11 protein-coding genes are annotated in these 15,362 nt (G+C 30.4%); 6 read left to right on the top strand and 5 right to left on the bottom strand.

Going from position 1 to position 15,362, the window contains the following annotated elements; genetic code table 11:
- Window positions 1–20 precede the first annotated feature (20 nt).
- From ACULEV_RS11230 to ACULEV_RS11245, 4 genes are all read right to left on the bottom strand, one after another.
- Window positions 21–1,037 carry an IPT/TIG domain-containing protein gene (locus tag ACULEV_RS11230; RefSeq protein WP_445455148.1) on the bottom strand — a complete coding sequence of 339 codons (1,017 nt, stop codon included), beginning with the start codon at window positions 1,035–1,037 and terminating at the stop codon, window positions 21–23.
- A gap of 14 nt (window positions 1,038–1,051) precedes the next feature.
- Complete coding sequence (locus ACULEV_RS11235) at window positions 1,052–2,668, bottom strand: RagB/SusD family nutrient uptake outer membrane protein (RefSeq protein ID WP_445455149.1); 1,617 nt, start codon at window positions 2,666–2,668, stop codon at window positions 1,052–1,054.
- Between the two features lie 14 nt (window positions 2,669–2,682).
- Window positions 2,683–5,865, bottom strand: a complete 3,183-nt coding sequence (locus ACULEV_RS11240; RefSeq protein ID WP_445455150.1) for a SusC/RagA family TonB-linked outer membrane protein — start codon at window positions 5,863–5,865, stop codon at window positions 2,683–2,685.
- A 220-nt stretch (window positions 5,866–6,085) separates the two neighbouring features.
- Window positions 6,086–6,964 (bottom strand): helix-turn-helix domain-containing protein, encoded by an 879-nt coding sequence (locus ACULEV_RS11245; RefSeq protein WP_445455151.1) that lies wholly within the window; start codon window positions 6,962–6,964, stop codon window positions 6,086–6,088.
- A gap of 209 nt (window positions 6,965–7,173) precedes the next feature.
- Here ACULEV_RS11245 and ACULEV_RS11250 point away from each other — a divergent pair, with 209 nt between their 5' ends.
- The 6 genes from ACULEV_RS11250 to ACULEV_RS11275 all read left to right on the top strand — a co-directional run bounded on the left by ACULEV_RS11250 (window position 7,174) and on the right by ACULEV_RS11275 (window position 15,017).
- Window positions 7,174–8,316, top strand: coding sequence for a glycoside hydrolase family 26 protein (locus tag ACULEV_RS11250; RefSeq protein ID WP_445455152.1), 1,143 nt, complete (start codon window positions 7,174–7,176; stop codon window positions 8,314–8,316).
- A 20-nt stretch (window positions 8,317–8,336) separates the two neighbouring features.
- Entirely contained in the window at window positions 8,337–10,160 is a 1,824-nt protein-coding gene (locus tag ACULEV_RS11255) for a sodium:solute symporter family protein (protein ID WP_445455153.1), read from the top strand.
- 19 nt (window positions 10,161–10,179) lie between these two features.
- Window positions 10,180–11,367, top strand: coding sequence for a glycoside hydrolase family 130 protein (locus ACULEV_RS11260; protein ID WP_445455154.1), 1,188 nt, complete (start codon window positions 10,180–10,182; stop codon window positions 11,365–11,367).
- A 1-nt stretch (window position 11,368) separates the two neighbouring features.
- Window positions 11,369–12,553 (top strand): AGE family epimerase/isomerase, encoded by a 1,185-nt coding sequence (locus tag ACULEV_RS11265; RefSeq protein ID WP_445455155.1) that lies wholly within the window; start codon window positions 11,369–11,371, stop codon window positions 12,551–12,553.
- A gap of 11 nt (window positions 12,554–12,564) precedes the next feature.
- Window positions 12,565–13,608, top strand: coding sequence for a carbohydrate binding domain-containing protein (locus ACULEV_RS11270; RefSeq protein ID WP_445455156.1), 1,044 nt, complete (start codon window positions 12,565–12,567; stop codon window positions 13,606–13,608).
- 140 nt (window positions 13,609–13,748) lie between these two features.
- Entirely contained in the window at window positions 13,749–15,017 is a 1,269-nt protein-coding gene (locus ACULEV_RS11275) for a glycoside hydrolase 5 family protein (protein WP_445455157.1), read from the top strand.
- Between the two features lie 126 nt (window positions 15,018–15,143).
- Here ACULEV_RS11275 and ACULEV_RS11280 read toward each other — a convergent pair whose 3' ends face one another.
- Window positions 15,144–15,362 (bottom strand): PLD nuclease N-terminal domain-containing protein, encoded by a 219-nt coding sequence (locus tag ACULEV_RS11280; RefSeq protein WP_445455158.1) that lies wholly within the window; start codon window positions 15,360–15,362, stop codon window positions 15,144–15,146.

Below are 15,362 nucleotides of genomic sequence, written 5' to 3' on the forward strand. Positions count from 1 at the left end.
ACTAACTCAGTTAATCAAATTTAATCTATTGTATATGTAATATTATCAAAATAGTAATTACGTGTCTCACCTGTAAACTCCTGAAAAGAAATATTCTGTACTGCAGCAGGATTATTCAACTGATCCCATGTAAATTTAAATTCGGTCCATTCAGTTGTTGTGTTAACAGCGAAGTCATTATTTCCCCAATTACTTCCATTAAAAATAAGAACTAATTTACCTGGTGTATCTGAGCGAACAGCAAATTTAATTCCTGTGTATTCTGATATTTGATCATCATAATCCCAATTTCCTTGAATATTATCCCAACCTGCAATCTCTTTTTTAATAAAAGTAGTTCCTTGAAAAGCTGCAGATAAATCTGTAATGTATTCATGATTATTCCATGATTCAATAGTCCAAGGTGCATAAAAGTTATCATCATAGATTGCCGTTCCTACAGCAGTTCCCCATGATGTACTACCAGAAATAGTTTCTACTTCAACATATTTATGCTGTGCATTTGCAGGCATTACAACTACAAGTTCTGTCAAAGAACTAGAAATAATTGTTGCAGGAATTCCATCAAAAGTTATTACTGGATCAAGGAAATAATTACCATAAATGGTAACTTCTTCACCTTCTAAAGCATTAACAGGTTGAAAACCCTGTACAACAGGTGCTGGAGGAGCAACTATAAAATCATATTCTGCTCTTCCATTTTTAGTTACAACAATTAATTTATTTGAACCTCCTTCATAAGGAGTATCCACATCGATTGTTACAAAAATCGAATTATCTGTCACTAACGTTGGGTTAAAATAAGTATCTACATCATTAAAATAAATCTTTTGAGCAGAACTAAATCCAGACCCTTGAATAACATACATATTGTTTGCATAACCTTGTGTAACAGGCTGTAAATCTGGGTCATCAGCTGGACTAACGCTATTTATTATTGGTGGATTTTTTCCATTATTGGTATCATCATTAGAACAAGATGTTATAATCGCTAAAGAAAAAACCAATATTAATAACTTAAATTTAAAGTTTTTCATATTTCATATATTTTTTAGTTAAACACATAAGGAACAGGTTCCTCGTTTAATTTTGGATTTTTTGAAACATCATTATCAGGATAAGGTAACAAAAAATCATTTCCATTATTATCAGGACTATTACCAGTTGTAGGAGTAAAATAATTTGCAAAATCCATATTTCCTCTATTTTGAGCTGACATAATTGCGATAGCATCTGCTCTAGGAATTCTTCCTAAATCAAACCAATAATCTCCCTCAAAAGCAAGTTCTTTTCTTCTTTCTGTGAAAATATCATCAAAAGTTATTGAAGTTAAAGGAGTTAAACCTGCTCTTTCTCTAACAGCGTTGAATGAGCTAAGTGCATTTGCATCTGAAGTACTTGCTCCACCAGCTAAAGTAGCTTCAGCATGTATTAATAGTAATTCCGCATAACGCATTATATAAGTACTATTATTCATCATTGCCCAACCATCAGCTGGTCCAGTTGCATTTCCATTAACAATCCCTATACAATATTTTTTTATAGCGGCACCAGCACCTTGACCTCCAATTTCATTAGCAGGTGGAACTACTAATTGCCCAAAATTTGACCCTAATTTTGCTAAAACTTCAGGATATACATCTCCAGGTAACATTATAGTTTCTTTTCTTCTCAAATCATTAGTTTCATATAAATTTAAAATATCTTGAGAAGGAGCAAAAACACCACCGTAAGTTGCATTTGAAGTTGAAACATTCGAAGTACTTATTCCAAATTGTGTATTACAGTTATTTCCAGAACCATAAACTCCATCCGTTTTCCATTGTAAAGCGAAAATTGATTCTTGATTATTGTTGTATTCATATTTAAATAAATCTGCAAAAGAATTACTTGGTAAAGAAGTTCCTCCTAATAATTTAAATTCACCTGAATTAATAACTTCTTCTGCTAATAATTTAGCATTAGAATAGTCTTTTAAATATAAATACACTTTTGCTAACATTGCTTTAGCAGAACCCTTAGAAACATGTGCATTGTCATTATAATTTGAACCTCTATTCTTTTCATACAATAATTCTGAAGCCTGTGTATAATCTCTTTTTATTAATTCATAAACATCTTGAACTCTATTTTTAGCAATTAATGGATTATCTGCAAAATCAAGATTATTTTCAATAATAGGAACTGCTCCCCATAATCGTACTAAATAAAAATAAGCAGTCGCACGTATAAAATAAGCTTCACCAACTGTATTATTAAGCACATCACTACTTACAGCTGGCCCTACTCTCTCTGGTAAAAAATTGATAATGGCATTGGCTTGAGCAATATTTGCCCATAAGGATTTCCAACCATTAAAAAGTTCTGGATCACTTCCTAAAATGGAGAAATTTCTCATAGCATTAACATCGCTAGAATTTGTGTACATATTCCCAGAACCTACTTCCGCAATGGCATAAAAGAATTTGTTATTAAAATTAAACCAAGTTCTATTATACATTGCATTAGTCGCTGTAGCCACTTGATTATTTGAACTATAATAAGCATCTAAACTGACTTGATCTTCTGAAGGTCTATCCGTATACTCTTTTGTACATGAACTTGGTACAATAAGTATAAACGCTATTAAGAACAGATTTACCTTTTTAAAAATATTTTTTGTTTTCATTTTGCTATTTTTTTTTAGAATTCTAGATTAAGTCCAAAAGAATAAGATCTTGGTGAAGGAAATCTTCCGTTATCAATTCCTGATAATAAAACATTTTGATTAAAAGAACCAACCTCTGGATCATAACCCGTATATTTAGTAAACGTAGCTAAGTTTTGAGCAGTAGCATACAATCTTATCCTTGAAATTTTGTATTTACTTAAAAAATTAGAAGGAAGATTATATCCTAAAGTAACATTCTGAAGTCTTACATAAGAACCATCTTCTACATAGCGATCAGACATTACTGTATTTTGATTGGCATCGCTACCAATTGGTCTAGGTATATCAGTATCAGTATTAGTTGGTGTCCAATAATTTAAGGCTTCAACTAATTGATTTTTATACAATCCGTCATTTGAAATACCTGCTCTTCTTGTTAAGTTCAAAATGTCGTTTCCATAAGAGCCTTGAAAGAAAATAGATAAATCAAAATTCTTGTATCTAAAATTATTAGTAAATCCAAAAGTAAAATCTGGATGTGGATTGCCCATAATAGTTCTATCTTTTGTATCTATAACACCATCTCCATTAACATCTACATATTTTACATCTCCTAAATAAGTTTGTCCAGGAGCTGTACCTACAGTTTGACCAAATTGTAAAGGAGCACTATTTAAAGCATCCATATCAGTAAATAAACCATCTGTTAGATATCCATAAAATAATCCTATTGGTTGACCTACTAATGTATTAGTAACAGTTGTTTGTTGATATCCATTTAAATTTACATCTTGTGTTAAAGAAAGACCATCTTGAATACTAAGTAAATTATTTTTATAATGTGAAAATACTAATGTTGAGTTCCAAGAAAAATTATCACTATTTATTGTCTTATAATTTAAAGTAATATCATATCCTTTATTTTCCATTTCACCAATATTTGAATAAGGTGCATCTATACCTCCATAAAAAGATTCTCCCCCTGTTAAATATGCAGGCCAAGGAATTTGGAATAGAAAATCTTTAGAAGTTTTGTTATAAAAATCTAAGCTTGCAGACAATCTTGTTTCAAATAAAGTAAAATCTAAACCAAAATTAGTTTGTTGCATAGATTCCCATTTCAAATCTGGATTAGGAAAATTAGCAGGTAAAAAACTGTTTCCCTGAGCTCCTAAAATAGCCGAATATCTATTGTTTGGTATTTGTTGGTTACCTGTCTCTCCATAACCAACTTTAAATTTAATATTATCAATATATTTTTTTGTACCTTCCATAAAAGATTCGCTAGACAATTTCCAACCTACAGCTACAGCTGGGAAATAACCAGTTTGATTATTGCCAACAGATGGATCAAATTTTGAAGAAGTGTCTTGACGAATAGAAGCTGACAAACTGTATCGATCATCAAAATCATATAATAAACGACCAAAAAGAGACCATAAAGAACTACTCCCTTTATAACTATTCACATTTCTTTGATCAGGATCTGATAAACCCAACCCATAAATATCATTAGTTTTAAAATCATGCGCATCTGCTATAACACCTTCCCAATGACTATCTAAAGCTTCTTGACCAGCTAATAAAGTAAATTTATGTTTATTAACACTAAAATCATACGTAATTAAATTCTTTAAAATGGTAGAATACCAATTTTGTCTTCTTTCATACAAGTCAGCTGTTAAATTAGATTGGCTACCTCTATCATATGAAGGTTCAAACAAGGTGTGTTCTGAAAATTCTGTATTTGCAGATAATTCAATTCTGTATTTTAACCCTTTCAAAATAGACGCTTCTGCATACAAATTACCAAGAAAATTTTTACGAACTAAATTATTGTCCTTAGTTAAGGCTTCAGCAACTGGATTAAAATAAGCTACATTTTGACCTGATGGCGGAGATCCATAAGTTCCGTCAGGATTAGTAACAGGTGTATCTGGTGCTTGCAATAAAGCATTAGCTATTAAACCTGTAAAACTCTGATTAATTGTTAATTTTTCATTAGTTATTCCAGCCGTAACATTAGTTCCTACTTTCAACCAATCTTTAACTTTTGAATCTAAATTCAAACGTATTGTATATCTTTTTAAGCCCGAGTTAATGATATTTGCCTCTTGATTTAAAAAACTTCCCGATATATAATAATTAGTACCTTCTTTTGCTCCTGAAAAAGAAAGTTGATGATTATGAGAAATAGCAGTTTGATAAATTTCATCTTGCCAATTTGTTCCATCCCCTAATAATTCTGGATGAGAAAACTCAACTCTTGGTGTAGAACCAAAAATAACTGCTAATTCATTTTGGTGTTGTGCATATTGTCTAAGATTCATCACATCTAATTTCTTATAGATATGAGATATAGATGTTGAACCATTATAAGCAATCTTTCCGTTTCCATTTTTCTTTCCCGATTTAGTTGTAATAATAATTACCCCATTTGCTCCTCTTGAGCCATAAATAGCTGTAGCTGATGCATCTTTTAAAATATCCACAGACTCAATATCATTTGGATTTAACATTGAAAGTGGGCTTACTGCATTATTACCACTTCCTCCGCTTGTTGAAAAATCATTTCCAGCAATTGGCCTACCACTAGTTGATCTACCTGTAGCATCACCAGAAATTTGAACACCATCAATTACATATAAAGGTTCATTTGTACCACTAATTGAAGTAGTTCCTCTAATACGAATAGAAACCGCTGAACCTGGTTGACCAGAACCATTTGTTACTGTAACTCCTGATAGTTTACCTTGCAACATTTGATCCACATTAACTTGATTTAGATTTTCAATATCTGAAGCCTTTATAGAAGAAACCGCTCCATTAACATCATCTTTCTTTTGTGTTCCATATCCAATAACTACTACTTCATCTAAACCACTTACATTTTCCAATAGTATTACATCTATTTTACTTTTCCCATTAATTGAAACTTCCTGAGTTTGAAAACCTATATAAGTAAAAACTAAAACTCCATCCGATGGAAGATTATCAATTTTATAGTTCCCTTCAAAATCGGTAACTGCACCAATTTTTGAATCTTTTAAAATCACATTAACGCCTGGAAGTGTAAATCCATTTGTATCCGTTACAATCCCTGAGACTTTTGATACTTGTGCATTTAAGACGCTAAAAGAAGCAAAGAAAAAGAAGTAAAAGAAATACTTTTTCTTACCCCAAAATTGCTTTAAATAGTAAAGTGAATCCGTCATAATTTTGTTAGTTAGTTAAATTAGTAAAATCGAAATAAATGATGATAAATTTTAAACTATATATAATTTTAATCTATATTTATTATCAATAAACAAATTTAGACTACTTGTTAACAAAACCTTAATATTATTTTATCATTTCATACTATTATTTTCTCATTAATAAGTATCCATTTTTTAAAATGAAATGACAAATTAATATATATAACTAATTCATTTCTTACAAAAAGCGCTTCATACCATTAAACTCATCTCTATATTGACTAGGAGTTGTGTTTTTCTTATTTTTAAATATTCTATTAAAATTGGCTATATTATTAAACCCCGCTTTAAAAGCAATTTCAGAAATACTAAGATCTTTTTCAATCAACCATCTTGCTGCATAACCCACTCTAATATCATTTAAATAATTAACAAAAGTTTTATTTGTTCTTTTCTTGATGAATCTATTAAATGAAACTACTCCCATTGAAACAACATCGGCAACTTCATTTAAAGTAATTTTTTCTGCAAAGTTCTTTTGAATATAATCATAAATAACCTTCATTTTATCATCTTCTTCAAATTTATCAAAGTCAATAGTATAAGAAGATAATAATCTCTGATTTCGAGAGTTAGCCATATCTTGAAGTATAGAAATTATTTGCAAAAAATAATCCATACCTTCTAATCTAGGCAATTGTACTAATTGTTCTTTTAAATCTAAAACAGTTTTTTTTGAAAATAAAATTCCATGAATAGATCTATTAAACATTTCTTTTATATCTGTCATTATCCTTCTATCAAGTAAAGAATCATCAAACAAATCATTGTGAAATTGAATGGTTATTTCATGAATTTTGGCACTCTTACAACTATGTTGTTCCCATCCATGGTATAAATTAGGACCAATTAAAACCAATTCAATATCATCAATTTCTTCAATATGATCACCAACCACTCTTCTCAAGCCTTTACCGTTTTCGATAAAATTAATCTCAAATTCTGGGTGATGATGTATAGGATAATCGAACGTATCTTTAACTCTATCAAATATTATAAAGCTATCATTTTTTGATAATGGTGTTATCTCTCTATAAAAATAATTTTTATTTTTCATTAATTTACTATTAAATTGAATTTATTTGATATAAAAATGATAAAATAATATCATTAAGAACAATTTTACAAAATTATCTTTGAATAATGATAAATAAATCAAAACTTTTTTTGTTTATTTAGAAAAATTAAGGTGTTTATTTTAAATTATTCTTAAATATTATACACTAAAAAGCAACTATATATCAACAAAATAAGCTTAAAAAAATAATGACGAAATTTAAAATATATTATTTCTTACTTTTTATTCCTTTAATTATCTCTTGCTCTATTTTAAAAAATAACAATTCTCATATCGCTGATAAAAAAGCAACAAGAAAAACAAGGATTCTATACGACAACTTATTTAAGTTGTTAGACAAAGGAATAATGTTTGGTCATCAAGATGATTTAGCTTATGGTGTTGAATGGAAATATGAAAAAGACAGAAGTGATATAAAAGATGTTACTGGTGATTATCCAGCAGTTTATGGTTGGGACATAGGTGGCCTAGAAAAAGATTCACCCAATAATATAGATGGTGTTCCTTTTGATAAAATGAAAAATTGGATAACTGAGATTTATAATCGTGGTGGTGTAAATACCATAAGTTGGCATATGGACAACCCTTATACAGGGAAAAACTCATGGGACACTACTCCAAATTCTCTTGCTTCAATTTTGCCAAATGGAGAAAAACATCAACTATATATAACTTGGTTAGATAAAGCAGCTGATTTTTTTAATTCTTTAAAAGGTAAAGGAGGTAAAAAAATTCCTATTCTATATCGTCCCTTCCACGAATTAACTGGTAATTGGTTTTGGTGGTGCAAAAATAATGGTAGTCCAAAAGAGTTTAAAGAATTATGGAAATTTACCATTGATTATTGGCGTAATACTAAAAAAGTACATAATCTAATCATTGTTTACAATACTGCAGATTTTATGACTAAAGAAGATTTTATGGAATATTATCCTGGTAATGATTTAGTGGACATGCTTAGTTTTGATAACTACATTTATAAAAATCCTACAGAAGATTCTACTTATGTAAAAAATTGCCAAAGACAACTTCAAATTATGAACGAAATAGCAAAAGAAAACCATAAAATTCCAGCTTTTGCAGAAACTGGTTATGAAGGAATTCCATATGAAAATTTTTGGACCGAAACATTATTAAATGCCATAGGTAATTATAAAATATCTTATGTACTAGTTTGGAGGAATCACGGTTGGCAAGAAAAAGAAAACAAAATGCACTATTATGCTCCTTACAAAGGACAAGCTTCTGAAAAAGATTTTATCAAATTTTATAATTTAGACAAAACACTATTTCAAAAAGAGGTTTCAAAAATAAACCTATATAAAAAATAATCATTCACTAAAAGAAAAATATGGAATTACACTCAATAGACATTCTAATTGTTTCACTTTATCTAATCACCATTATAATTATCGGGTTAGTCCTTAGAAAAAGAGCCCAAAAAAGTAAAGATGATTACTTATTAGGAGGAAAATCTATTCCATGGTATATGTTAGGATTGTCTAACGCTTCTGGAATGTTTGATATTTCTGGAACAATTTGGTTAGTAACCCTAATGTTTGTTTACGGTATTAAAAGCGCTTGGATTCCATGGTTGTGGCCCGTTTTTAATCAAATATTTTTGATGGTATATTTATCCAAATGGTTGAGACGTTCAAATGCTACAACAGGAGCGGAATGGATAGGAACTCGATTTGGTTTTGGAAAAGGAGCAAAATTATCACATATTATTGTAGTTGTATTTGCTCTAGTAGTTTGTTTAGGCTACTTAGCTTATGGATTCATTGGTTTAGGAAAATTTGTTGAAGTATTTGTACCATGGGAAATGGTAAGTAACTATATTCCTTTTACAGTTTCATCAGAATATGTTCCTCATTTTTATGGCACCATTTTTACTCTTTTTGCGGTTTTTTATTCACTTTTAGGTGGCATGTCTGGTATTGTATGGGCAGATGTTGTCCAATTTGCTATTATGACCGTTGCTGCTCTTGTAATAGGCTATTTAGGCTGGCAAGCCGTTGGAACTGGAACTTTAGCCGTTCCTGAAGGCTGGATGAATCCTTTTATGGGTGAACTAAGTATGGATTGGTCTAAGATTATTCCTCAAGTAAATGAAAAAATTAAAAGTGATGGTTTTGGTATTTTCTCCATCTTCCTATTTATGATGCTATTCAAAGGAGTGTTGGTAAGTGTGGCTGGACCTGCTCCAACATATGATATGCAAAAGATTTTATCAACAAAATCACCTTCAGAAGCATCAAAAATGAGTGGATTTGTTTCTGTTATATTAATGCCTATTCGATATTTAATGATTGCTGGTTTTGCTGCTTTAGCATTGATATACTATGAAAAATTAGATTTATTAAATGCTGCTGGTGATATCGATTTTGAGTTACTATTACCTACAGCTATTAATCAATTTGTACCTGTTGGTTTACTAGGATTGCTTTTAGCTGGTTTAATTGCTGCATTTATGTCCACATTTGCAGGAACATTAAATGCTGCTCAGGCTTATTTAGTAAATGACATCTATTTGAAGTATAAAAATCCTGAAGCTAGTTCAAACCAAATAAAAAACATGAATTATGTTACGGGAATTGTTGTAGTTATAATCAGTATTATTTTAGGTTTTTTTGCAGAAGATGTTAATTCGGTTTTAAATATAATTGTATCTGTACTTTATGGAAGTTATGTAGGCGCTAATATTTTAAAATGGCATTGGTGGCGATTTAATGGAGAAGGGTTCTTTTGGGGAATGGTTGCAGGTTTAGTTGCAGCATACTTTGCTCCTATATTATTTCCAAACGTAAATGTATTGTATTTATTCCCATTATTATTAGTGATTTCATTAATAGGAAGCATTTTGGGAACTTTCTCAGCTCCTCCTACAGAAGATAAAATTTTAATTGAATTTTATAAAAACGTAAAACCTTGGGGTTTTTGGAAACCTATACATGATAAGATTCTTATTGAAAACCCCAATTTTGAGAAAAATGAAACATTTGGTTTAGACATGTTCAATGTTTTCATTGGAATAATTGCACAAACCACTTTAGTTATTTTACCTATGTATCTCATATTTCGTCAAAGCACACCCGTATACATTACCCTAGTAGTTTTAATAGTTTGTGTTTTATTATTAAAAAAATATTGGTGGAACAAATTAGAAGAATAATAATATTAAGCATTATAAAATGAAAACAAATCAGTTAGATAAAAAAATAAATATAGAGCAACAAATTACTGCTTTTCAAAACTTAATTAACCAAAAAAATATTCCCACAAAAAATACTAATGGTATTTTTCAAAGATACACTTATCCAATAATAACACCTGCTCACATTCCTTTGGAATGGCGTTTCGATTTTAATCTTGAAACCAATCCACATGGTTTAGAAAGAATTGGCTTTAATGCTACTTTCAATGCGGGTGCAATGAAATGGAACGATAAGTATGTGCTTTGTGTTCGGGTTGAAGGCAATGACAGAAAATCATTCTTTGCTATAGCAGAAAGTCCTAACGGAATTGATCACTTTCAATTTTGGGACAAACCGTGTGTAATTCCTCAAATTGAAGGAAATCCAGATACTAATGTTTATGATATGCGTTTAGTAAATCATGAAGACGGTTGGGTTTATGGTATTTTTTGTACGGAACGAAAAGACCCAAATGCTCCAAAAGGAGACACGAGTTCGGCCATAGCCAATGCTGGAATTGTGCGAACAAAAGATTTAATTCATTGGGAAAGACTACCTGATTTAGTTTCAAATTCAGGTCAACAACGCAATGTGGTTCTTCATCCAGAATTTGTAAACGGAAAATATGCAGTTTATACTCGTCCGCAAGATGGTTTCATCGATGTAGGTAATGGTGGTGGAATTGGTTTAGGTTATATTAATGCTATGGAAAACCCAGTGGTAACCAATGAAAAAATAATCTTTGGAAAAGTATATCACACTATTTATGAATTAAAAAATGGCTTAGGACCAGCTCCTATTAAAACCAACAAAGGTTGGCTACACTTGGCTCATGGTGTAAGAAATACTGCTGCTGGTCTTCGTTATACTTTATATCTCTTTATGACCGATTTACATGATATTTCTAAAGTAATTCATGTTCCTGCTGGACATTTTATGGCTCCTGAAAACGAAGAACGTGTAGGTGATGTATCTAATGTCTTATTTTCCAATGGATGGATTGCTGATACTGATGGAACGGTTTATATCTACTATGCATCATCAGATACTCGTATGCATGTCGCTGTTTCAACCATTGATAAATTAGTCGATTATATAATGCATAGCCCTGAAGATAAGTTTACATCATCATCTTCAGTACAAACTATCATTAAACAAATAGAAAATAATACAAAAATAGATTAAAGTGCTCCCAACAATTCAATCCTTAAAATCTGCCGTTCAAGAAGAGTTAGACTCCCTTTTGCATTATTGGGAAAACCATAGTATAGATGATAAAAATGGAGGTTTCATCGGTCAAATTGACTATAATGAAATCAAAAAATATGATTCAGAAAAAGGAGCCGTTTTAAATGCTAGAATTTTATGGACATTTTCTGCTGCTTACCCGTTTACGAATAATCCAAATCATTTAGTGCTTGCCGAAAGGGCTTTTCGTTATATTGACACTTATTTTTATGATACAGAATATGGTGGTATTTTTTGGAGTATCAATCCAGACGGAACACCAAAAGACACTAAAAATCAAATTTATGCCTTGGCTTTTACCATTTACGGTTTAACCGAATATTATAAAATTTCTAAAAAAGAAGAAGTTTTACAATTAGCTATCAATCTCTATCATAACATAGAAAAGCATAGTTATGATAAGAAAAACAATGGCTATTTTGAAGCTTTCACAAGAGATTGGCAACCTATTGAAGATCTTCGCTTGAGCGAAAAAGATGCCAATGAAAAGAAAACCATGAATACGCATTTACACATTGTAGAAGCGTATGCTAATTTATATGAAGTTTGGCCAGATAAAACATTAAAAATTAGAATAATTAATCTATTAATTGTTATTGATATCTATTTTATTAACTCCCAAACTTTTCATTTGAAACTCTTTTTCGATGAAAATTGGATTGAAAAACCTGATGTTATTTCATACGGACATGATATTGAAGCAGCATGGTTATTACATTGGTGTGCGACAGTAACTAAAGATAAGAGTTTAATAGAAAAATATAAAGATTATGCTATAGCAATAGCAAATGCAACTAAAGCTGGTTTAGATGATGATGGAGGTTTATGGTATGAATATGACCCAAAAGAAGACACCTTAATTGCAGAAAAACACTGGTGGCCACAAGCCGAACTTTGGATAGGAATGGTTAATGCATGGCAACTTACCCAAGACGAATCTTATCTAACTATTGCAGAAGAAAATTTTGCCTTTGTTCAAAATCATATTATTGATAAAGAGAATGGAGAATGGTTTTGGGGTGTAACTTCTGATTATTCTAAAATAGAAAAAGACAAAGCAGGCTTTTGGAAATGTCCGTATCATAACGGAAGAGCTTGTATTGAATTAATAAAACGTTTATAAATAAAATAAATATGAAAAAATTAACTATTTGGTTCGTTCTAATTTTATGTTTAAATGTTACAGCTCAAAAAAATCTCGTTTTAAATGGAGGATTTGAATCTGATTTAAATTATTGGAATGGAAGTGAAATAGCAAAAATTTCAATTTATGAAAAAAAGTCAGGAAAAGCCAGTTGTATTATCTCACAATTTGTTGGGGCACAATGGAAATCAATTAATCAAGTAATTAGCATACCCAAAAAAACAGTTGCAATAGAATTTAGCGGATGGATAAAAACTGATGCCATTGAGAAAGGAAAAAACGATTGGAATACTGGAAAATTTGATATTGAATTCTTAAAATATGAATCAAAAAGTATTAAAAATGAAACCATTGCTAGTTTTTTAGGGTCATCCAATTGGACATTTTATAAAAAAATAATTCAGGTTCCCGAATCTGCGACTAAATTTAAAATCATGTTAGCTTTAGGAGAAACAAATGGCACATTATTATTTGATGATTTAAAAGCTGTTGCGCTAACGAAAGAAGAATTCGAAGCTATTGAAAAATCAGAAAATACTGAAGTTGCAATTATTGAAGAAAAAAAACAATCTGATTTAGAAATAAAATACTTGGAACTTATTAATGGCAATTTTGAAAACCAAACTTCTTCATGGAGAGGAAATGCTAGTGTATCGACATCTGTTTTCAAAGAAGGAAAAGCAGCTCTTCAATTGACTTCAAACTCTTTCAACTGGACAGGAATTGACCAAATTGCTGATGTTCCTAAAAACGCTACTTCTGTAACGGTATCAGGTTGGTTAAAGTCAGATGATATTAAACAAGGAAAAGATACATGGAATAACGGTTTGTTGAATATCGAATTTACCGATGGTAGTAGTACTAAAACTGGAGACGATCAAAACATAACCTTTATAACAAATACAACAGATTGGACTTTTTATTCTAAAACTTTTACTTTACCAAAAAACACCCAAAAGTATAGAATTATGATTGCTTTAGGTTTTGCTACAGGAACGCTTTATGCAGATGAAATCTCTGTAACATTTAAGTAAATAAAATTATTATTGTTGTAAAGATTTAAATTATTTAAAAAAGATAACTAGCAAAACGCTACTATTTACATATAAAATTGCATTAACAACAAATTTGTTGTTAATAAAAGGCGACAACTAACAAATTAAATTTTACATCTATGAAAAAATATATTCTACTTCTTTTCATTTCTACATTATTCTCTCAAAACAAACCTGACTTTATCTACATAAAAGACAGTAATTTCATAAAAGACGGTAAACCATATCGCTTTATTGGTACAAATTATTGGTATGGAGCTATGATAGGTGCTAAAAATGGAGATAGAGAACGTCTACTAAAAGAACTTGACGAATTAAAAGCTAACGGAATTACTAATTTAAGAGTACTAGTAGGTGCTGAAGGTGGTGATCAAGATTTTACGGTAACACCTGCCCTACAACCTGAAAAAGGAAAGTATAATGACGTTTTACTTGACGGGCTGGATTTTCTTTTAGCAGAAATGAAAAAAAGAGATTTAACGGCTATTTTATTTTTAAATAACAATTGGGAATGGTCTGGTGGTATGGCTAAATATTTAGAATGGAACGGTTATGGAGTTGTTCCTAATCCAAATATAGAACCCAATACTTGGCCACAATTCATGAATTTTACCAAGCAATTTCATTCTTGCAAACCTTGTCAGGAAGATTTTGAAAAACACATTCAGTTTATTTTAGGAAGAACAAATCCTTATACCAATTTAAAATATACCGAAGATCCAACCATTATGTCATGGGAAGTAGCCAATGAACCTAGAGTTTTTACCAATGATAATGAGGAAGCATTTACCAAATGGATTAATGAAGTAGTGAATGACATAAACCGATTAGATTCAAACCATCTTATTACTACTGGTTCTGAAGGAAAAGCAGGTTCTAATGATGATATTACTACTTTCGAAAGAACGCATAAAAATCCTAATATTGATTATTTAACTATGCATATTTGGCCTAAAAATTGGGGTTGGTACAATGTTGAAAAAGAAAAAGAAACTACCAAAACATCTATTGAAAAAACCCTTGCTTATATAGACGAACATATTCAAGTTGCTAAAAATCTGAATAAGATAATTATATTAGAAGAATTTGGTTTCCCTAGAAATCAAGTCAGTTTTGATCGAAATGATCCTATTACTTATAGAAACAAATACTACAAAGCTGTTTTTAAACGATTAAAACAAGCTATTGCCAACAATGAGCCTTTTGTTGCTTTGAATTTTTGGGGATATTCTGGTATAGGAAAAAATACTCCAAGCGATGGCAAATGGAGAAAAGGAGACGATTTTAATACCGATCCACCACAGGAACCACAAGGCTTGTATTCTGTTTTTTCTACTGATGTATCTACATTACGAATGATAAAAGCATTTAATAAAAAGATTAATTAATAAAAAGAGGTTATCCAAAAAGCCTGAAAACGTGTCATTCTGCATTTGCTTCAAAATCTAGAAAAAAACTTGAAGTATTAAACAGATTGACAAACTATTTTCTTCTTGGATAACCTTTTATTTTTATTAATACTTACTTTTTTGACTTCTTCCTATTAAAAAATACAAAACAGCTCCTAAAAAGTTACCAAATAAGACTACTATTACCCAAACTAGTTTATTGTTTCCTTTAAACTCGCTTTTTAAAACATCTACAAGAGCTAAAATCGTTGGTAGAACTCCTATAAAAAGAAATATAAATATTAAAATCATTTGCCAAACTCCTATCACTCCTAACTGAATCAT

The organism is Flavobacterium sp. HNIBRBA15423 (assembly GCF_052655965.1).

Excerpts from the sequence above, each read along its gene's own strand:
- ACULEV_RS11230 (WP_445455148.1), bottom strand. The coding sequence starts at position 1,037 with ATGAAAAACTTTAAATTTAAGTTATTAATATTGGTTTTTTCTTTAGCG.
- ACULEV_RS11235 (WP_445455149.1), bottom strand. The coding sequence starts at position 2,668 with ATGAAAACAAAAAATATTTTTAAAAAGGTAAATCTGTTCTTAATAGCG.
- ACULEV_RS11240 (WP_445455150.1), bottom strand. The coding sequence starts at position 5,865 with ATGACGGATTCACTTTACTATTTAAAGCAATTTTGGGGTAAGAAAAAG.
- ACULEV_RS11245 (WP_445455151.1), bottom strand. The coding sequence starts at position 6,964 with ATGAAAAATAAAAATTATTTTTATAGAGAGATAACACCATTATCAAAA.
- ACULEV_RS11250 (WP_445455152.1), top strand. The coding sequence starts at position 7,174 with ATGACGAAATTTAAAATATATTATTTCTTACTTTTTATTCCTTTAATT.
- ACULEV_RS11255 (WP_445455153.1), top strand. The coding sequence starts at position 8,337 with ATGGAATTACACTCAATAGACATTCTAATTGTTTCACTTTATCTAATC.
- ACULEV_RS11260 (WP_445455154.1), top strand. The coding sequence starts at position 10,180 with ATGAAAACAAATCAGTTAGATAAAAAAATAAATATAGAGCAACAAATT.
- ACULEV_RS11270 (WP_445455156.1), top strand. The coding sequence starts at position 12,565 with ATGAAAAAATTAACTATTTGGTTCGTTCTAATTTTATGTTTAAATGTT.
- ACULEV_RS11275 (WP_445455157.1), top strand. The coding sequence starts at position 13,749 with ATGAAAAAATATATTCTACTTCTTTTCATTTCTACATTATTCTCTCAA.
- ACULEV_RS11280 (WP_445455158.1), bottom strand. The coding sequence starts at position 15,362 with ATGATTCAGTTAGGAGTGATAGGAGTTTGGCAAATGATTTTAATATTT.